At 71.4% G+C, this 19,099-nt stretch carries 16 protein-coding genes; 6 read left to right on the top strand and 10 right to left on the bottom strand.

Annotated features, from left to right (window positions below; translation table 11 throughout):
* Nucleotides 1-125: 125 nt before the first annotated feature.
* Nucleotides 126-2,291: a SpoIIE family protein phosphatase gene (locus MXD59_RS00145; protein WP_248822911.1), complete on the bottom strand. Its 2,166-nt coding sequence runs from the start codon at nucleotides 2,289-2,291 to the stop codon at nucleotides 126-128.
* A 174-nt stretch (nucleotides 2,292-2,465) separates the two neighbouring features.
* Between MXD59_RS00145 and MXD59_RS00140 the strand changes: the two genes are divergently transcribed.
* The 3 genes from MXD59_RS00140 to MXD59_RS00130 all read left to right on the top strand — a co-directional run bounded on the left by MXD59_RS00140 (nucleotide 2,466) and on the right by MXD59_RS00130 (nucleotide 9,553).
* Nucleotides 2,466-6,851 carry a hybrid sensor histidine kinase/response regulator gene (locus tag MXD59_RS00140; RefSeq protein WP_248822909.1) on the top strand — a complete coding sequence of 1,462 codons (4,386 nt, stop codon included), beginning with the start codon at nucleotides 2,466-2,468 and terminating at the stop codon, nucleotides 6,849-6,851.
* A 172-nt stretch (nucleotides 6,852-7,023) separates the two neighbouring features.
* Nucleotides 7,024-7,662, top strand: a complete 639-nt coding sequence (locus MXD59_RS00135; RefSeq protein WP_248811414.1) for a response regulator — start codon at nucleotides 7,024-7,026, stop codon at nucleotides 7,660-7,662.
* A 460-nt stretch (nucleotides 7,663-8,122) separates the two neighbouring features.
* Nucleotides 8,123-9,553, top strand: coding sequence for a serine/threonine protein kinase (locus MXD59_RS00130; protein ID WP_248822906.1), 1,431 nt, complete (start codon nucleotides 8,123-8,125; stop codon nucleotides 9,551-9,553).
* Here MXD59_RS00130 and MXD59_RS00125 read toward each other — a convergent pair.
* Nucleotides 9,543-10,316, bottom strand: a complete 774-nt coding sequence (locus tag MXD59_RS00125) for an alpha-ketoglutarate-dependent dioxygenase AlkB (RefSeq protein WP_372511858.1) — start codon at nucleotides 10,314-10,316, stop codon at nucleotides 9,543-9,545. The genes MXD59_RS00130 and MXD59_RS00125 overlap by 11 nt on opposite strands.
* Before the next feature lie 99 nt (nucleotides 10,317-10,415).
* Between MXD59_RS00125 and MXD59_RS00120 the strand changes: the two genes are divergently transcribed.
* Nucleotides 10,416-10,886, top strand: coding sequence for a MarR family winged helix-turn-helix transcriptional regulator (locus MXD59_RS00120; RefSeq protein ID WP_248822904.1), 471 nt, complete (start codon nucleotides 10,416-10,418; stop codon nucleotides 10,884-10,886).
* Between the two features lie 66 nt (nucleotides 10,887-10,952).
* On the opposite strand, the gene MXD59_RS00115 is transcribed toward MXD59_RS00120, so the two are convergent.
* From MXD59_RS00115 to MXD59_RS00100, 4 genes are read right to left on the bottom strand one after another with little or no spacing between them, the layout of a single operon-like run.
* The gene (locus MXD59_RS00115; RefSeq protein WP_163547498.1) at nucleotides 10,953-11,234 is read right to left on the bottom strand and encodes a metal-sensitive transcriptional regulator; all 282 of its coding nucleotides are present in this window, start codon (nucleotides 11,232-11,234) and stop codon (nucleotides 10,953-10,955) included.
* Nucleotides 11,235-11,268: 34 nt separating this feature from the next.
* Nucleotides 11,269-13,233, bottom strand: coding sequence for an allophanate hydrolase (gene atzF / locus MXD59_RS00110; protein WP_248822901.1), 1,965 nt, complete (start codon nucleotides 13,231-13,233; stop codon nucleotides 11,269-11,271).
* A 13-nt stretch (nucleotides 13,234-13,246) separates the two neighbouring features.
* A complete protein-coding gene (gene biuH, locus MXD59_RS00105; protein WP_308301605.1) occupies nucleotides 13,247-14,128 on the bottom strand; it encodes a biuret amidohydrolase in 882 nt (293 codons plus the stop codon).
* 37 nt (nucleotides 14,129-14,165) lie between these two features.
* Complete coding sequence (locus MXD59_RS00100) at nucleotides 14,166-14,945, bottom strand: GntR family transcriptional regulator (protein WP_248822899.1); 780 nt, start codon at nucleotides 14,943-14,945, stop codon at nucleotides 14,166-14,168.
* Between the two features lie 325 nt (nucleotides 14,946-15,270).
* Between MXD59_RS00100 and MXD59_RS00095 the strand changes: the two genes are divergently transcribed.
* Nucleotides 15,271-15,981 (top strand): alpha/beta fold hydrolase, encoded by a 711-nt coding sequence (locus tag MXD59_RS00095; protein ID WP_248822897.1) that lies wholly within the window; start codon nucleotides 15,271-15,273, stop codon nucleotides 15,979-15,981.
* Nucleotides 15,982-16,219: 238 nt separating this feature from the next.
* Here the strand turns inward: MXD59_RS00095 and MXD59_RS00090 are convergent, their stop codons facing one another.
* Together MXD59_RS00090 and MXD59_RS00085 are read right to left on the bottom strand one after the other, a co-directional pair.
* Nucleotides 16,220-16,366, bottom strand: coding sequence for a hypothetical protein (locus MXD59_RS00090; protein ID WP_175084859.1), 147 nt, complete (start codon nucleotides 16,364-16,366; stop codon nucleotides 16,220-16,222).
* 382 nt (nucleotides 16,367-16,748) lie between these two features.
* The gene (locus MXD59_RS00085; RefSeq protein WP_163548924.1) at nucleotides 16,749-17,036 is read right to left on the bottom strand and encodes a hypothetical protein; all 288 of its coding nucleotides are present in this window, start codon (nucleotides 17,034-17,036) and stop codon (nucleotides 16,749-16,751) included.
* 76 nt (nucleotides 17,037-17,112) lie between these two features.
* Between MXD59_RS00085 and MXD59_RS00080 the strand changes: the two genes are divergently transcribed.
* Nucleotides 17,113-17,343: a hypothetical protein gene (locus tag MXD59_RS00080; protein WP_248822895.1), complete on the top strand. Its 231-nt coding sequence runs from the start codon at nucleotides 17,113-17,115 to the stop codon at nucleotides 17,341-17,343.
* 601 nt (nucleotides 17,344-17,944) lie between these two features.
* On the opposite strand, the gene MXD59_RS00075 is transcribed toward MXD59_RS00080, so the two are convergent.
* Nucleotides 17,945-18,334 (bottom strand): FmdB family zinc ribbon protein, encoded by a 390-nt coding sequence (locus MXD59_RS00075; protein ID WP_248822893.1) that lies wholly within the window; start codon nucleotides 18,332-18,334, stop codon nucleotides 17,945-17,947.
* Between the two features lie 44 nt (nucleotides 18,335-18,378).
* Nucleotides 18,379-19,050 (bottom strand): 5-formyltetrahydrofolate cyclo-ligase, encoded by a 672-nt coding sequence (locus MXD59_RS00070; protein WP_248822890.1) that lies wholly within the window; start codon nucleotides 19,048-19,050, stop codon nucleotides 18,379-18,381.
* Nucleotides 19,051-19,099 lie beyond the last annotated feature (49 nt).

Here is a 19,099-nt window from a genome sequence, read left to right as displayed (position 1 = left end):
GGGGCCGGATTGAAGCGTCGGTATCCGGATCGCGCCGATTAACCCGATGCCAGGCGGGCATCCAACTCGGTTCGGGCCTGCTGACCTGGGCGGATGTCGGGCACCGGGGGATCGCCACCGGGGGATTACTCGGGCACGCGGGCGACGAGGATCGCGACGTCGTCGCGCAGGTTGCCACCGGCGAAGCGTTCGGCGGCGGTGCGGACCCGGTCGGCGATGCCCTGCGCGGACAGTCCGGCGCAGTCGCCGACGGCGGCCAGCAACCGGTCCTCACCGAGCAGTTCGTTGCCGGCCCGGGCCTCGATGACACCGTCGGTGTAGAAGATCAACGCCTCGCCGGGGCGCAGCGTGACATCGATGGCGGGGAAGGCCACCTCGTCGTCGTCGAGCACGCCCAGCAGTGTCCCGGGTCGGCCGACGAGCACGGCCTGCCCGTCGGCGCGCAGCACGACCGGCTGCGGGTGCCCGGCGAGGAAGAGTCGTAGCCGCACGCCCGCCGCCCCGGTGCCGCTCGCGGACGGGTCCGGTTCGGACAGCACGGGGCCGAGCACGGAGGCCGCGGCCAGGGTGCAGAAGCGCCCCTGACCGTTCGGGTGGGCCGCGGCGGCGTCACGCAGCGTCCGGTTCAGTTCGAGCAGGACCTCACCGAGGTCGGTGCCGCGACCGGTGAGCAGCCGCAGCACGGCGCGGGCCACCCCGGTGACGGTGGCGGCCTCGGCGCCCTTGCCGCAGACGTCACCGATCGCGATCGTCCAACCGAGCGGGCCCCACAGCAGGTCGAAGAAGTCACCGCCGACGTCGAGGCCGGCGGACTGCGCGGCGCCGTAGGCGGAGCCGAGGTCGAGGCCGGTGATCTCGGGCAGCTCGGGCGGACGCAGGCCGGCCTGCAAGGTGCCGGCGAGTTCCACCTGCCGGCTGTAGAGCCGGGCGTTGTCGATGGCGAACGCGGCCCGGCGGGCGAGGTCGGCGAGCAGGTCGATCTCGTCGGCGGCGAACGCGTTGCCTTCGGGACGGCCCAGGGCCAGCACACCGAGTACCCGACGGCGGGCCCGCAGCACCATGACGAGTGCCGGACCGCCGAACGCGGCCAGGGAACGGGCCCGGTCTCCGCTGGCGCCGCGCACCGCGGCCATCAGCGGGCCGGTCGGGTCCGCGGCCGCGTCGGCGAGCGCGCTCTCCATGCTCTCCTCGGCGTGGGTGGCCTGCCACAGCGTCGGATCGGCGTTCTCCCGATGCAGGTAGACGGTGCACCACTGGGCGAGGCGTGGGACGGGCAGCCGTGCCAGCAGCGCCATCGAGTGGCCGATGTCGAGGCTGCCGGCGAGCAGGTCGGACGCCTCGGCGAGAAACGACAGCATGCCGATGCGACGTTCCTCGGCTCGGCGCATGTCGCCACCGCCGAGGGCCAGGGCCATCCAGCGGGTGGCCAACCGCACCCGTTCGACGTCACCGTGGGTCAGGCCCGCCGTCGACTCCGGCCACAGCAGCAGTTCACCGAGGCTGCCCTGGGTGGGGTCGAGGGGGAAGGCGAGGGCGTCGATGTCCTCGCCGAGGGCACCGAGGGTCGCCACGACCTCGACCCGTCCACCGTCGCGCCCGGGCCGGCGGACCTCACCGGCGTTGACCGCGAGCGCGTCGACGAGCTGCGCCAGCAGTTCGTTCACCTCACCTTCGGCGGTGAGCGCGCGGGCGGTGTCGCGGGCGATCAGCCGTGGCGGCCGGGCCTGCGCCGGCACCACGACGGCCACCTCGGTGCCGTCACCGCCGGGGTCGGCATTCTCGTCCGTCAGGTCGGCGGAGATGGTCTCGGCGGAGATGGTCTCGGAGGGGACGTCGGGGGGTGCGAGCAGGAACCAGACGGTCTTGCCGCCGCGGCCGTGCTCGGTACCCCAGCTGGTGGCCAACGCGTCCACGAGGGCGAGGCCACGGCCGTCCTCGCGGAGCCCGTCGATGCCGAAGTCGGCCTCCTCGGCGAACGCGGACGGCGGCCGGGGCACCTCGACCTTCTTGACCCGGGACATCCCGATGCGCACGGGATGGCGGTCCGCGACGCCGATGCGCACGCCGGGGCCCTGTGGGCGCACGTCGACGGTGGCGGCGGTGCCCGCGTGCACCACGACGTTGGTGACCAGTTCCGTCACGAGCAGTAGTGCGGAATCCAGCAGATCATCGTCGAGACGTCCGCGTAGGGTTTCGAGTACGAACCGTCGCGCGGACCGAGGGGAGTCGGGCGTGGGCGGCAGCGTGATGGCATGCGTCGATGTGGCCGGACCCCCTCCTGCGCCAGTCATGTCGCTTAGTCTCTCCTGCGTTGTCCGTCGTGGGGCGGATACTGGCGGCTGGTGTCACCTGTCCACCGACGTCCGCCACGTCGGTGCCCCATGGAGATCGCCCCCTGGCCCGGGCAGCTCCGCCCGGCCTGTCGTCCGAGACGATCGTGCCGACCGAGCTCAGCTAGGAGACCGATGAGTGCCACTGACGACCACCAGTCCCCGGCCCGCCGCGACTCTGCTGTGCCCGCCGATGCGCCCGCCCCCAGTGCCGATCCTGCCGTGTCGAGCGCCGACGCCTTGTTCGTTGGTGCCGCTGCTGTCTCGTCCGGTGCTGTCTCGTCCGCTGCTGTCTCGTCCGGCCGCGACGTTACCGCGACCATCGTCCCCCATGCACCACACGACCCGCATGCACCCCAGGTCGGTGGGGATGTCGGGGTGGCCCGGCCGTCGTCGGACGATCTGATCGCCGATCTGCTGGTCGGGCTGACCAGGCTGGGCGAGGGCGACTTCTCCACCCGGCTCTCGGTGCCGGGTGCGGCCCAGGGTGGTGTGGCGGGTGAGGTGCTGCGACGGTTCGACGAACTGGCGGCGCTGCAGGAGCGCCACGCGCGCGAACTGGCCCGGGTCAGCAAGGTCATCCGCCGGGACGGGCGGCTCACCCTGCGGATGGAGGATCTGGGCAGCCCGGGTGGCTGGTCGGACATGACGCAGGCGGTCAACTCCCTCATCGACGACCTGGCCCGGCCGACGCACGAGGTCGCCCGGGTCATCGCCGCGGTGGCCGAGGGCGACCTGTCCCAGCATATGGCGCTGGAGATCGCCGGCCAGCCGGTGCGCGGCGAGTTCCTGCGGATCGGTACCACCGTGAACACCATGGTGGACCAGCTGTCCTCGTTCGCGGACGAGGTGACCCGGGTGGCCCGCGAGGTGGGCACCGAGGGCAACCTGGGCGGGCAGGCGAAGGTCAAGGGGGTCTCCGGGGTCTGGGCGGACCTGACCGAGTCGGTGAACTCGATGGCGGGCAACCTGACCAGCCAGGTCCGCAACATCGCCCAGGTGACCACGGCGGTGGCCCAGGGCGACCTGTCCCAGAAGATCACCGTGGACGCGCGGGGTGAGATCCACGAGCTCAAGTCGACCGTCAACACGATGGTCGACCAGCTCTCGGCGTTCGCCGACGAGGTCACCCGGATGGCCAAGGAGGTCGGCACCGAGGGCAAGCTCGGCGGCCAGGCCCAGGTCAAGGGGGTCTCCGGGGTCTGGCGGGACCTCACCGATTCGGTCAACGTGATGGCCGGCAATCTGACCACCCAGGTGCGCAGCATCGCCGAGGTGGCGGCGGCGGTGGCCCGTGGCGACCTGACCAGACAGATCACCGTCGACGCCCGCGGTGAGGTCGCCGGCCTCGCGCACACGCTGAACACGATGGTCGACCAGCTGTCGTCGTTCGCGGACGAGGTGACCCGGGTGGCCTGGGAGGTGGGCACCGAGGGCAACCTGGGCGGGCAGGCGCACGTGCGTGGGGTGTCCGGGGTGTGGCGCGACCTGACCGAGTCGGTGAACTCGATGGCGGGCAACCTGACCAGCCAGGTCCGCAACATCGCCCTGGTGGCCACGGCGGTGGCCCGCGGCGACCTGTCGCAGAAGATCACCGTCACCGCGCAGGGCGAGATCCTCGAACTCAAGGACACCCTGAACACGATGGTCGACCAGCTGTCGTCGTTCGCGGACGAGGTGACCCGGGTGGCCCGCGAGGTCGGCACGGAGGGGGCGCTCGGCGGGCAGGCGCACGTGCGTGGGGTGTCCGGGGTGTGGCGGGATCTCACCGAGTCGGTGAACTCGATGGCCGGGAACCTGACCAGCCAGGTCCGCAACATCGCCCTGGTGACGACGGCGGTGGCCCGCGGCGACCTGTCGCAGAAGATCACCGTGTCGGCGCAGGGTGAGATCGCCGAGCTCAAGGACACCGTCAACACGATGGTCGACCAGCTCTCCTCGTTCGCCGCGGAGATCACCCGGGTCGGCTGGGAGGTCGGTGTCGAGGGCAAACTCGGCGGCCAGGCCACCGTCGCCGGGGTCGCCGGCACCTGGAAGGACCTCACCGACAACGTCAACCAGTTGGCGACGACGCTGACGATCCAGCTTCGTGCCATCGGCGACGTGTCCACCGCCGTCACCCGCGGTGACCTGACCCGGTCCATCACGGTGGAGGCCGAGGGTGAGGTCGCCGAGCTCAAGGACAACATCAACCGGATGATCGCCCGGCTGCGGGAGACCACCGAGGTCAACGAGCAGCAGGACTGGCTGAAGTCGAACCTGGCCCGCATCGGCGGCAAGATGCAGGGCCAGCGCGACCTCTACGCGGTCTGCCAGATGATCATAAGCGAGATGGCGCCCGCGGTCGGCGCCCAGCATGGCACCGTCTACCTGCTGGACTTCATCGAAGGCGACAAACTGCGCTACGTCGCCGGCTACGGTTCGGTGCCGCGCCGCCGCTCGGACGGCACGTTCCTGTTCGGCGAGGGTCTGATCGGCCAGGCGGCGCTCGAACGCAACCGGATTCGGGTCGAGCACGTACCCGCCGGCTACCTCAACATCCGCAGCGGGCTCGGTGAGGCGCCGCCGTGTGACCTCGTCGTCGTCCCGGTGGTGTTCGAGAACCAGGTTCTCGGTGTGATCGAGCTGGCGTCGTTCACACCGTTCTCCGAGCTGCATCTCATCCTGGTCGACCAGCTCGTCGACACCATCGGCGTCGTGCTCAACACGATCATGGCGAACGCGCGGACCGAGGAGCTGCTCGCCCAGTCCCAGCGGCTCACCCAGGAGCTGCGTTCGCAGTCGGTCGAGCTGCAGCGCACCAACAACGAGCTGGAGGAGAAGGCGGCGCTGCTCGAGGACAAGAACCGCGAGATCGAGCTCGCCCGGATCGGCCTCGAGGAGAAGGCCGAGCAGCTCGCGCTGTCCTCGCAGTACAAGACCGAGTTCCTGGCGAACATGAGCCACGAGCTGCGAACCCCGCTCAACAGCCTGCTGATCCTCGCCAAGCTGCTCGCCGACAACCCCGACCGCAACCTCTCCCAGAAGCAGATCGACTTCGCCGAGACGATCCACTCCGCCGGTTCGGAGCTGCTCGGCCTGATCAACGACATCCTCGACCTGTCGAAGGTCGAGGCCGGCAAGATGGACGTGGACGCCACCACGGTGCGCACCGGCGCGCTGTGCGACGCGGTCGCCACCGTCTTCGGGCCGGTCGCGGACGAGAAGGGGCTGGCGTTCGAGGTCAGCCTGGCCGCCAACGTGCCGGACGAGTTCGTCACCGACGAGCAGCGTCTGCAGCAGGTGCTCAAGAACCTGCTGTCGAACTCGGTGAAGTTCACCGACAGCGGCACGGTGCGTCTGGACGTCACCCTCGTCCGTCCCGACACCCCGCACCTGGCCAGCCACCTGCGCTCGGCGGGCACCGTCCTGTCGTTCGCCGTCAGCGACACCGGGATCGGGATCGCCGCCGAGAAGCTCCGCATGATCTTCGAGGCGTTCCAGCAGGCCGACGGCACCACCTCACGCCGCTACGGCGGTACCGGGCTCGGCCTGTCCATCTCCAAGGAGATCGCCCGCCTGCTCGGCGGTTCGATCGCGGTCTCCAGCGTCGTCGGCCATGGCAGCACGTTCACGCTGTACCTGCCGTCGGCGCCGTTGGCGCAGATGCCGGCGTTCGGCGTCACACCCGGTGAGCCCGACGATGTCCTCATGATCGTCGGAGCTGCCGACAGCGGGCCGGGCCGGGCCATCGGCGAGTTGCTGCCGGCCTCCTCACCCGGCGGGGGCGGCGAGGCGCCGGCCACGGTCGAGCGCCCCGCTGTGGCGATGCCGGAGCTTCCCGCCGGCACCGGGCTCACCCCCGGCCCGGCCAGCCCGGGTGCCGCCGGTGGTCAGGGTGGTGCGGCCGGCGAGTCGGGTGCCGCGGGCGGCTCGAGCGGCGTGCACACCGTGTGGTCCTCATCGGGCGCTGGTGGGGTCATGAAGGGCTCCGCCGGTGGGGTCGGCCTCGGCGGGACGGGGCGGGGTTCGGGCATGAGCGCGGGCGGTTCCGCGGAACCGGGCAGCGGCTGGCGAGCGACCGAGAACACGGGCATCCCGTTCCTCACCGAGCCCGCCGATGTGGACGGACGGGCCCCGGCCGACGCCCACGACGGGCCGGATCCGCTGATCGACACGACGGTGCTGGTCGTGGACGACGATGTCCGCAACGTGTTCGCGCTGACAAGTGCCCTGGAGATGTACGGGATGCGGGTCCTCTACGCCGACAACGGCCATGACGCGATCCGCACCCTGCAACAGGACACCGGGCCGGTGCATCTCGTTCTGATGGACGTCATGCTTCCCGGGATGGACGGCAACGAGACGACGTCGATGATCCGTGACATGTCGGCGTTCGCGGATCTTCCGATCCTCGTCCTGACCGCGAAGGCGATGCCCGGAGATCGCGAGAAGAGCATTACCGCCGGTGCGTCGGACTACATCACCAAGCCGGTTGACCTGGAACACCTCCTCGGGGTGATGCGCGCGCATCTGTGTTGATCAGATCGCGTATGGTGCCCATTCGGGCGTGTATCGGTGGGGCGGTGCATCGTCCACCCGGGCAGTCGGCGATGGTGGTGTGGGCGATGCTGGTGTGGTGGCCGCGTCCAGTACGGGCCGGCAGGGCGACCGTGCCGGCCGGCAGGGTGACCGCGAAGGAGGAGGCAGGCGGGTGACCGAGCGGACCGGCGGTTTCGTCGAGGGCGAAGGCGGGCCGACCACGGAGCGACCCCGCAGCAAGATCCTGCTGGTCGATGACCGTGCCGACAATCTCATGGCGCTGGAGGCGATTCTCGCCTCGCTGGACCAGGATCTGGTGACCGCCTCGTCCGGCGAGGAGGCGCTCAAGCGGCTGCTCGTCGATGACTTCGCGGTGATCCTGCTTGATGTTCAGATGCCCGGAATGGATGGTTTCGAGACGGCGCATCGGATCAAGCAGCGGGGTCGGACCAGGGATACGCCGATCATCTTTCTGACGGCGATCGACCGGGAACCGCATCACGCCTTTCGCGGGTACGCCGTGGGTGCGGTCGACTACATCGCGAAGCCCTTCGATCCGTGGTTGCTGCGTGCCAAGGTCAGCGTCTTCGTCGAGCTGTTCGAAAAGAACGAGCGGCTGTCGGAGCTCGCCCATCAGCGGGTGCGGGACTTCGACCTGATGACCGAGGTCGCCGAGCGGCTGATCGCGCTCGACGTGCTGCTGGAGGCCAGCAGCGACGCCACCAAGGAGGAGCGGCTCGCGGCCGCCGGCGCCGAGGTCCGTGGGCTGGTCGCCCGGTTGCAGCCGTTCGCCCGCTCCGCCAACAGCTGACCCGGCGCGTCCCGATGGGCGCTGCCCCGGTGGGCTCGGCCGCGTCGGGTGCCCCCGCGCGGGGGTGGGCTGGCTGGTCCGTTCGGGTGAGCCGGTCGCGGTGACCGTCCGTTCGGCGGGTGGAATCCGTCACACCTGAGCGGCCGGTCACGGCGGTGACGGTTCCCGCCTGTGGTGTCTGTCCGCCCAGATCCGTCTACGTACGGTCAGCTCGGACGACACGGCGCGGACTGAACCTCCCAGAACGTCACTGTTGACCGTCCACTTCGGATGGTCTGGTGGGATGGATCGCCGGCCGGCGGGGAGCATGCACCAAATGGTTGCGCCGTCCGGCTTCGGTCAGCGCCGATAGCATGGATTTGTCGGGCAGATCCGCAGCCGTGCCCCGTGCAGCCGCCTTTTCCGCCGTAGGAGGTTCCGTCGTATGGCAATGGCCAGGCGCGCTCCCTATGGATCCACTGTGAATGATCCGGCCACCCTTGGTCCGTACGAGATAGACCGTAGGATCTCGGACACCGGAAGCGGCACGGTCTTTCTCGGCCGTAGCCATGGTCGTCCGGTCCTGATCAAAACGATCGCCACGGACCTCGCGCGGGATGCCTGGTTCCGCCAGCGGCTGACGGCCGACATCGAACGCCTGCGCCAGCTGAACCCGTTCTGCCTGGCCGCGGTCCTGGGCGCGGACATCATGGCGAAGACGCCTTACGTCGTGGTGGAGTACGTGGACGCGCCGACCCTGGCCGCGAGCATCGAGGACGAGGGGCCGCTGGCCACCGCCGACACCGTCCGGCTGGCCCTCGGGCTGGCCGCCGCGCTGGCCACCCTGCACCGCCACGACCTTGCGTTCACGGATCTGAAACCCACCAACCTGGTGCTTTCCCGACGTGGCCTGCGACTGGTCGATTTCGGTCTCGCTCGTGTTCTGAACACGTTTTCAGCGGATCGTCCCGGTCAGGCCGGTCGGGGCATGGGAAACCTTTCCTTCCTGAGTCCGGAGCAGCTTCTGGGCCGGGCCGCCACAGTCGCATCGGATGTTTTCACCTGGGGTGGCGTCGTGTTGTACGCGGCGACCGGTCAGGCGCCGTTCGGCGGCGGCCCGCGGCGTGCGATGTTGCAGCGAGTGGTCTACGCCGAGCCGGATCTGTCCGTCCTGCCGGCTACGTTGCGTGAGCTGGTCGGCGCCGCGATGGGCAAGGATCCCCGGCATCGGCCCACCGCCGGCGAGCTGTTCGGTGAGCTCGCCGAGCTTGTGCCGCTCGAGCCGACGGTGCCCCGCCAGCCCACGGCGACGGACCTGACCGAGCCGACGCAGAAGACCGAGCTCGCCTCGGTGGACCGTGCGCCGATCGACCACAGCGTCCTCGATGATCTGCCGACCCAGCGCGCCGGGCAGCGGCCCACGCCGGTCATCCTGACGAAGATCCCCAGCTCGGCCCGCGCCACCGCGGCAGCCGTGGCCGCGGCAGCACCGGTACCGGCGCCCATGCCGGCGCTGGCGCTGGCAGCGACCGCGGCGCCGGTGGTGACGGCGGTGACCGGAGTGACGGCGGTGACGGGAGTGGCGGCGGTGACCGGAGTGACGGCGGCGCCGGCGGTGACCGTGGCATCGGCCGCGGTCGCCGGTCTCCTGCTCACCCTGCCCGGGCCGCAGCGCGGCGCGGCGCAGGTCGCGGACGCGGGACAACCGGCCGGCTCGGAGGCGACCGCCGGCGAAGCTGGGACGTCCGGGAGGCCGGAGGTGCCCGCGGTGTCCAGCGGGCCGCGGCCGCGGCTGGCTGGTGTGGTGGCGCTCCTGACGCGGCGCCGATCCGGTGGAGCAGGTCCGATCACGACGGCCCTCGGGCTGGTCGGCCGGCGTACCTCGCGGCGACGGGTGGACGTCAGCGGCTGAAGTGACGAGCGGCGCCGTAGCCGGGGCCCTGCTCGGGGCGCCCGGTCCGTGACGTCCACCGCCACTGCACCGAGATCCGCCCGCCGATCTGGCCCGGCACCCGGGGCACGCCGTGCAGCCAGTCCGCCTGCGCGCGTCCACCCAGCACGATCAGGTCGCCGCCGGCCGGCGCCAGATCCCGCCCGCCAGGGTCCTGCGGGTCGTTGAGCAGCCGCCGGCCGGGGGGAAGATGACGGGACTTCACCAGGAACGGGCGACGTGCGCCGAGGGTGAGGATGGCGATGACCGTGTCATCGAGCCAGCGCATCTCCCGGTCGCGGTGCAGGGCGACCGCGTCGTTGCCGTCCCGGTACAGCGACAGGCCGAAGCCGTCGAACTCGACCCCGTAGGTGCGCCGCAGCGCCCGGTAGGCCGCGGTGAGCGCGGGGAACGGCACCGGCCCGCCGCGGGGAATCCACGTGCTCAACCGGGGTTCGGTGACCGTGCGCTCGTAGCGCCACATGGTGCCCTGCCGCCAGGGCAGGCCGGTGCGCATCTGGTCGTACAACGTGTCGGCATCGCGCAGCCAGCCACGCGTGACATCGACCCAGGAGCGTTCATCCAGCCAGATGCGCGTGGCGGGCGCCGTGGAATCCACCGTCGCGACATCGGTCACCCTCGCCAGGATACCGACACCGGATGATCCGGTCGGTTCAGGGCGGCCGCCGTGACGATGGCCCGAGCGGGCGGTCACGTCCGCCGACGGCCGAGTAGCCTCGCTGATCCAGGGGACCAGCCACGGAATGGATGTCAGGATGCGCTGCACAGCACCGCGGTGCCATCGGCCCGGAGGGCCCGCCACGACCGGCGCACCACGGACCCGATGAGCGACCCGCGCGGCGAGTCCCCGGACGTGCGTCAGCTCACCGAGGTGGTGACGCGGCTGCGTCGCGTGCTGCGGGCCAGCATCCGCACCGAGTACACCTGGGAGTCGTTGCCGATGGCCCAGGTCGAACTGCTGCAGTGCGTGGCCGAGCGGGACGGCACCCGGGTCGGGGAGCTCGCGGTGCTGCTGCGGTTGGCACCGAACAGCGTCTCGACCCTGGTGCAGCAGCTTGTCGACGCCGGCTACCTGCACCGGGAGCGCGACCCGGCGGACCGGCGAGCGGCCCTGCTACGGCTGACCTCCGCTGGCAGGCAGGCACTCGGCGGCTGGCAGCAGGCCCATGAGCGGCGGCTGGGCTCGGCGCTGGCCCGCCTCGGCGAGCAGGACCGCGCGGCCATCGTCACGGCGTTGCCCGCGCTGACGAACCTCGTCGAAGCCCTGGGCGACCGCGGCGACACCGCCCGCTGAGGAGCACCCCACGCGGCAGGCCCGCCGGACCACCGGCGCGCGGGACGGGCCAGCGCCCGCGGCCGGTCAGGACCTGATCAGACGGGCGATGGCGGCGGAGGCCTCGCGGAGCTTCTCGTCGGCGACCGGGCCGCCCTCGGCCGCCGCGTGGGCCACGCAGTGCGCGAGATGGTCCTCGAGCAGGCCGAGAGCGACGGACTGCAACGCCCTGGTCGCCGCCGACACCTGGGTGAGGATGTCGATGCAGTACTTGTCCTCGGCGATCATCCGTTGTAGGCCTCGGACCTGGCCTTCGATGCGTCGTAGTCGGGCGGTGTACTCGTCCTTGGAATCGGTGTAGCCGTGCATCCGCCGTGCCCTCCCCCCACTGATCCATACCCCCCTACGGTACGTCCACGGTGGACGGGGATGGACTCGCGGTGGCGAGGTACGGCCGCCAGCCGCCGAGGTCGGTGATGTCCTCGGCGCCCTCGACCGCCGCGGACTCGCACAGAAAGCCGAGGGTGGGTCCGCCGACGAGCTCGACGGTTCCGATCGCCAACGGCGAGCCGACGCCGAGCAGGAAGCGGCCGGCGGCCTGCGTGGACAACCGCCAGACCTCCACCTCGATGGCCGATCCGCCCCGCGTCGTACGCAGCAGCCCCGGACGTCGCGGCGGCCCGCCGGCCAGCGCGTACAGGCGGTAGCGCGGCAGCGTCCGATCACGTCGGACGAGGACCGCTCCCAGCCGGGTCAGCTCCCCGTTGAGCGGCAGACCACTCAGATGCGCCCCCACCACCGCCAGATCGACGACATCCCGTCCCGGCCCCGCCGGGACCAGCGGCGTCGGTGGGACCAGTGGCGTCGGTGGGGCCGGCGCGGTGGCTTCGGCCAGGGGATGACCGGTGGCGCCGGTCGGCAGGCCGGTGCAGGCGTGCAGGCGGGCGGCGAGGTCGGCGAGGAACGCGTCCTGGCCCGCGGGGGCCAGCAGGGTCGCCCCGTGCGGCAGCCCGCCATGAAAGCCGACGGGGACCGCGACCGCGGCCAGGTCGAGCAGGTTCGCGAAGGTCGTGTACCGGCCCAGGCGGCTGTTCAGCCCGATCGGGTCGGCCAGCACCGCGGCGACCGGGTAGCTGGTGGGCACGGTGGGCAGTACCAGCGCGTCCACGTCCTGCCAGAGGGCTTCCGCCTGCCGACGCAACACGCGCAGCCTGGTCAGGCCACGATGGACCTCGACCCCGGTGATCGCCGCGCCGGGCTCGATCACGGCCCGGACGGTGGGGTGCACCTGGTCCGGATGGGCCAGCACGAACTCGCCCACGGACGCGAACCGTTCGGCCAGCCACGGCCCCTCGTAGAGCAGTCGGCCCGCGGCGAGAAACGGTTCGAGATCCACCGGGACGAGTTCGACGCCGAGCTCACGCAGCAGTGACAGGCCGTGCTCGTGCACGGCCCGGGCGCCCGCGTCCCCGAAGAAGGTCAGTTCCCGCGGCCGGGCCATGGCCACCCGCGGGCGCCGCCCGGAGTTCGACACGGTCGGCCACCCGGGCCCGGCGAGGCCGGGCAGCCTGCGGGAGTACGGATCAGCCGGGTCGTAGCCGGCCATGACCGACAGGGCCAGCCGCGCGTCCGCCACGCTGAGCGCGAAGACACTCGGACAGTCCAGCGAGCGGCACGCCGGCACCAGACCGCGGGTGCTGACCAGCCCACGGGACGGCTTGATGCCGACGACGTTGGTCAGTGCCGCCGGCACCCGGCCCGACCCCGCCGTGTCGGTCCCCACCGCGAAGGTCACCAGTCCGGCGGCCACCGCGACACCGGAGCCGGAGCTGGAACCGCCCGCGATCATCTCCGGGTCGAACGGAGACACCGGCGTGCCATAGGGAGAGCGGGCCCCGGACAGGCCAGTCGCGAACTGGTCGAGATTGGTCTTTCCCAGGCAGACCGCGCCGGCGGCGAGCAGCGCGGCCACGGCGGGGGCGTCGCTGGTCGGCTCGCGGGCGAACCCGGGGCAGCCGGCCGTCGTCGCCAGCCCGGCGACGTCGATGTTGTCCTTGACCGCGAACGGTAGTCCGAACAGGGCAGGCAACCGCGAGTCGGCGCCTGCCCGCCCACCGCCCGCTGGCCCGAACAGGGCATCGCGCATCGCGTCGAGCGCCGCGGCGCGGGCCATCGCCTGCGGCCGCGGCACCATCGAGATCCACACCGCGTCGTCGCCGCGGGCCTCGATCCGGTCGTACACCGCGGCGATCACCTCGGTGACCCGCAGGGTGCCGCGGTGGTAGCCGTCCCGCAGGACCGTCGCCTGAAGGTCGGGGACCGGTACCAGGCCGTCTGGACGCGGGCCGGTCATGAGCTCGGTCGTCATCGATCGGTGCGGGTCAGCCGGCCAGCTGCGCGGCGCGGGTCGCGGCGTCGACGGCGGCACCGACCGCCGTGGAGTCCGCCACCGCGCCGAAGACGCCGCCCTGCATGGTGACCATGTGCAGCGCCGCCGCGTGGTTGGCCGGGTCGGTGGCACCGGTGCAGTCCGACAGCAACAGGCACTCGTACCCGCGGTCGTTGGCGTCGCGCATCGTCGTGTGCACGCAGACGTCCGTCGTGATGCCGGTCAGGATGATGTGGGTGATGCCGTGCCGGCGCAGGACGAGCTCCAGGTCGGTCGCGTGGAACGAGCCCTTGCCGGGCTTGTCGATCACCACCTCGCCGGGCAGTGGCGCCACCTCCGGGACGATCTCCCAGCCGGGTTCGCCGCGGGTGAGGATGCGCCCGCGGGGGCCACGATCACCGATGCCGGCGCCGATCCGCTTCGAGCGCCACAGCTTGTTCGGCGGGCAGTCGGCCAGGTCCGGGCGATGCCCCTCCCGGGTGTGCACGATGAGGAAGCCCAGTGGCCGCAGCAACGCCAGCAGTCGGGCGGTCGGCGCGAGGCCCGCACGGGTGAGGGCGAGGTCGTAGCCCATCGCGTCCACGTAGCCACCGTGCCCGCAGAAGTCGACCTGCCAGTCGATGTTGACCACGGCGGTGGTCGCCGGGCTGAAGGACCCGTCATAGGGCCAGGCGTACGGCGCCGCCTCGACCGGGCCGATCCGCAGTGACCCGGCCGCGGCGAGGCGTCCGGGCTCCGGCAGCGCCGGTCCGACGGAGACGGCCGGACGCGTCTGGCCCGGCTGGCCCGGCTGGCCCGGCTGGCCCGGCTGGCCCGGCTGGGCCAGGACATCGGCATCGGCATCGGTGGTCGCGGCCGAGGGAGCGAGGGTCATGAGGAAGGTGGCCCTTTCTGACGGGGACGGTTCGAGGTCAGGGCCGCCCGGACGGGCGGCTGCGGCGCAGCACCATCTGGGTGATCGCCTGGGCCGCGCGCTTCTCGACGACGTCCATCGATTCGCCGACGTGCTGGCGCAAAGCGACGACGCTGCCCTCGAGATCACCGGCGAGCACCCGGTCGACGATCTCGAGGTGCTGACTGATCGTCAGGTGGACGCGGTCCGCGGTCACGAAGTCATGCATCCGCACCGGCCGAATCCGGGCGTTCACCGAGTCCAGGAGGTTCGCCAGTTCCGCATTGCCGGAGGCGCGGCTCAGCGTGAGGTGGAAATCCTCGTCGAGCGCGACGAAGTCGGGATCGGGGGCCGGCGGGCTTTCCCGCAGCGCCCGCCAGGAATCGCGCAACGGTTCGAGCAAAGCCGGATCATGGGCCGTGCCGGTCTCCACGGCCCGCAGCAGCCCCCGCAGCTCCAGGGTGACCCGGATCTCGTACAGATCCCGCAGGCCGCCGAGGTCGGGTTCGGCCGGGTAGTAACCGCCGTCGGGCCGCTTCTCCACCAGGCCGTCGCTGGCCAGCCTGGTCAGCGCCTCCCGCACCGGCGTACGGGACACCCCGAGCAGCGCGGCGAGACGCTCCTCGGTAAGCCGGTCCCGGAAGGAGAACTCGCCGGACATGAGTTGACTACGCAGCGCGACATAGGCATGGTCGCGCAGGTTGCCGGCGGCGGGTCGCGCGGACCCGGGCCGGGCAGCGATGGGCCCCGCTGCGGTGGCGCCCGTGGACAGGGGACCAGTGGGGGACGTCGAAGTCATACCGCCGAGCATCCGCCATCGCCGACCCGAACGCGCCGACCGCCTGCGGACGGCGACGGCCCGACGCCGATGCCGACGTCGGGTCTGCCCGAGGGCGCCCGACGACGATCGTGGCGACCTTTCCCGCAGCACTGCATACTGACCTGTATACAGGACCGTGTACATGATGAGAACGGTAAAGGACCAATGCGTTTCTCATCAACCGGGAAGTTGTTACGTTCACTCCGACTGTTATTGCGACCGCGTTAACCGGCCAGTTGATCGGTCGGCGCCGGCGGGGCTCGCCAGGATGTCGGAGGGGGCGACATCGGGATGGAGGAGCGAGATGGCGCCGGACGCGACGGCGGGCGGTGTCGCCCGGGCTGCGCATGACAGTTCCGCGGGATGCCCGGGGTCGGTGGGTGAGGTCGCGGCACCGCCCGTTGTCCTGGTGCACGGGACGGCGACGACCGGGGCGATCTGGGGACGGGTGCGTCGGGAACTCGCCGGACGGCGGGTCAGCGCGCCGGACCGGCCGTCCAGCGGCAGCCTGCCTGCCGAACTGGCGGCACTGCGGCCCTGGGTGGACGGCGCTGTCTACGGCGGGGTCAGTGGAGGTGCGACGCTGGGCCTGGCGCTGCTCGCGGCCGGGGTGCCGTTGGCCGGCGCGGTGCTGCACGAGCCGGCGGTCGGCTCGCTGCTGCCGGGCCTGCTCGCGCCGGTCGCCGCGGCCTACGCCGCGGGCGGCGTGCCCGCACTCGCCCGGACGCTGTACGGCCCCGCCTGGCAGCTGACGGACGCACCGTCCGACCCGGGGGCCGTCGAGCGGGACCTGGCGATGTTCCTCGAGTTCGAACCGGGACCGCTGCCCGATCGGGCCATCCCCATCATCATCACCGTCGGCGCGGACTCGCCGCCGGTACGTCATCGCGCCGCCGCGGTGCTCCACGATCGACTGGAACTGCCCGTTCGGGTCATCCCAGGGTGTGGCCACGCCGCCCATCTGGAGGCGCCGGCCGCCTTCGCCCGCCTGCTCGCGATGGTCCACCGCGGCTGATTCGTGGGGCCAGCCGAATTCATGCGGCGATGAATCCGGCCGACCCCACGGACCCCTTCTCCCCGCTCGATCCGATGGTCAGTGGTCGGTGGACCGTAGCCGGCGGACCCACCGTAATTCGATAGCGGATTCAGTCCTGGCCGCGGCCCGCACGTGCAATCAGTTGACGGGTAGGCGGGGAAGGCCACCGGTCGCTATTTCGCTCTAACCGCGCCGCGCTGACGTGCGGGATCGGGGGTCAGCGGTCGACGTGGTGCGGGGGCACATCGTCACGTAGCCGGATGATGTCGGAGTCCTCGCCTTCGGACAATGACTCGTCTCCCCATCCGATGTCGCGATCGTCGCCGCGGTCGTCGTCGGACCAGTCGTCACGCGGTGTTGTCATGCTTCTCCTCTCCCCTTCGGTGCGGTGGACGCACTGTCACGATGGCGGTGTCGTCGGATCGGATAGAACCTCGTATCCGTCTGCCGCGCCTCGCGACCCACTACTGCCAAGCCTCGTTCCAGCGTGTCGGCAGTGAGGCACCGGCGCAATGGGCATACCTGTGAGCCTGGTTGCGTGGGCCCGGTCGTGGTCGCCAGCGCCGCGCTGACCGCCGCAGCGGCACCACACCGCCGTTCCGACGCAGGCGCGCGGGCCGCACAGGGCCATGGGAGCCGCACAGGGCCATGGGAGCCGCACAGGGCCATGGGAGCGCAGGGCGTGCGGGCGCACAGGGCACGCGGGGCGCATCGGCGCGGGAATGTCGGCCGCTCGGCGGGTGGGGTCAGTGCCCTTCGCGGGCGGGGGGTGGTGTGGTGAGGGCATGGCCGAGCACCTCGATGACGAGGCGCAGGGCCGCCCGGCTGCCGGCCAGATAGGCGTCCGCCTCGCGCTGGGACCAGGCAGTGGCCACGATTCCGGGTTCCGGTGGCCTGGCGGACAGGGCCGCGCGGATAGCCGCGCGGTACCGCGCGACCGTGATCGGAGGATCTCCGACGGGCTCCTCGTCGTACTCCTCGTCGCGATCTATCAGGGCTCCGACCTCGTCTGCGCGCCGTGCTGTGGGGTGCATGGTTTCCTCCTCCTTAATTTGCTGACCAGCAAATTAGACCCTAGCGAGGTTCTTGGGGAAGAGCAAAGTGGTTACGATGTTCCCCGTGGACGACGGTGAGCAGTTGGTCGGCATCGGGGACATCGCGTTCCAACTCAAGATCACCCGCCAGGCGGTGGACTACTGGACTCGCAAGGACGCTCGGTTTCCGGCGCCCTTGCAGGTCATCAACGCACCGACCGGTAGTGGTGCCAAAGGCACTCGGGTTTGGCGCAAGCGAGAGGTAGACGCCTGGATCGTGGAGCACTATCGGCGGCGCAAACAGTAGGCGTTTTGCCTGGTGGCGGCGGCGTGGGCGGGATGGCCTGATCCCACGCCGGCGGACCGGCACGTCCGATCGCGGCGCCGATCTCGGCGATGCAGCAAAAACCGTGCGATCAGGACGAAGCATGTCGGTTGGTGCATTCTCCCGGTCGCGGGGGAATGGAAGCGGTACACCCCGGACGGGCCGGGCGTGCCACGTGCCGTGATGATCAGTGCTGCTCGGCCGGCCCGGCGGCAGGGGGCGTCCGGCGGACGTCGAGCGCCGACGGTGCCTGTGGCACGAGTCGTGTCTGTTTGGTGCGCGCTGGCCCGATCGGGTGATGCGGGCGGCTCGACTGGCCGGGTGCGGCCATCAGCCGCGTTCGGCCGCCGGACACGGCGAAGCCCCTGGACACGGCGAAGCCCCTGGACACGGCGAAGCTCCAGGTATGGGGAAGCCCCGGGGTACGGCGAAGCCTCTGGGTACGGCGAAGCTTCTGGGTACGGCGAACATCCCGGGCGGGGTGACGTCCCCGGGGGTCGGTGAGGTCCCCGTACGCCGTGAAGGCGCCCCACCCTGCCGGGGGTGGGGCGCCTTCACGGCGACGAACCGGGGTCGCGGCTGTTCAGGCCGCCGCGGTACTCGAGGTCGAGGGCGACGAACTGCCCGCTCCGCTGCCCGCTGTCACACCGGTCGACGAGGACGACGACGAGTCCGACGAGGACGACGAGGACGTGTCGCTGCCGCTGGAGCCGCCCGCGTCGGAGCTGGAACCGGCGCCGGTCGACTCGCCGGGGGTGTCCTTCGGGCGTTGCTGGACCGACCCGCCGGACGAACTCGAACGGCTGTCGTTCTTGTAGAAACCGCTGCCCTTGAACACCACGCCCACCGAACCGAACACCTTCCGAAGTCGTCCGGCGCAGGTCGGGCACTCGGTCAGTGACGCGTCGCTGAAGCTCTGCACAACCTCGAGGTCGCGGCCGCAGTCGGTGCAGCGGTACTGGTAGGTAGGCACGTACTCCTCCCGGAGTTGGCACTCAGAAGTGACGACTGCCAACTTTAGCCTGTGGACGGCTCCGGATGTTCCCCGGTCACGCCGTCCGGTCCGCAGTGCAGGATACGGCTCGGGGTGACCACAAGGTGGACGCCACGGTCATGCGGTGCGGTGGGCACATGATCCAGGAGCTCCTGATCGTGCACCACGGCGATCACCGTGGCCTGTGCGGCCACCCGAACGAGCGCCCGGTCGTAGGAGCCGCCGCCGCGGCCGAGCCGCCGGCCGCGGCGGTCGACGGCCAGCGCCGGCACGATCACGACGCCGGCCAGGCCGAGATCACCGACCGGTGCCGCCGACGGCGGTTCCCGGGTGCCCAGCGCGCCTGGGACGAGAGTGCCGAGATAGGTCCGGAAGTCCAGGTCAAGGTCCGTGCGCAGGGCGGGCAGGAGGACCTGGGTGCCGGCGGCCAGCAGCCGGTCCAGCAGGTCACCCAGCTCCGGTTCGCCCGGCAGTCCCACATAGGCGGCCACGCACGTCGCCCGCGCGACCTCGGGCAGCGCCAGGATGCGCGGCGCGAGCCCCCCTACGTCACCCGCACCCGCACCCGCACCCGCGCCGGTGCCCGCGCCGCCGGCGGTCAGCGCGGCGAGCGCGGTCCGACGCCGGGCCAGCAGGCGGGCACGTAGCCGCTGCTTGGCCAGGTCGATGCGAGCGGTGGCCTGTTCGTCCAGCACACGACCAGCCTCTCGCAGTCGGCGATCACAGGCGCGTCTGGCGGGGTGT

It is taken from the genome of Frankia umida, from assembly GCF_023242945.1.
GTDB classification, from domain to species: domain Bacteria; phylum Actinomycetota; class Actinomycetes; order Frankiales; family Frankiaceae; genus Frankia; species Frankia umida.
The sequence above is the reverse complement of the archived record's forward strand: the minus strand, read 5'-3'. Positions and strand labels throughout refer to the sequence as shown.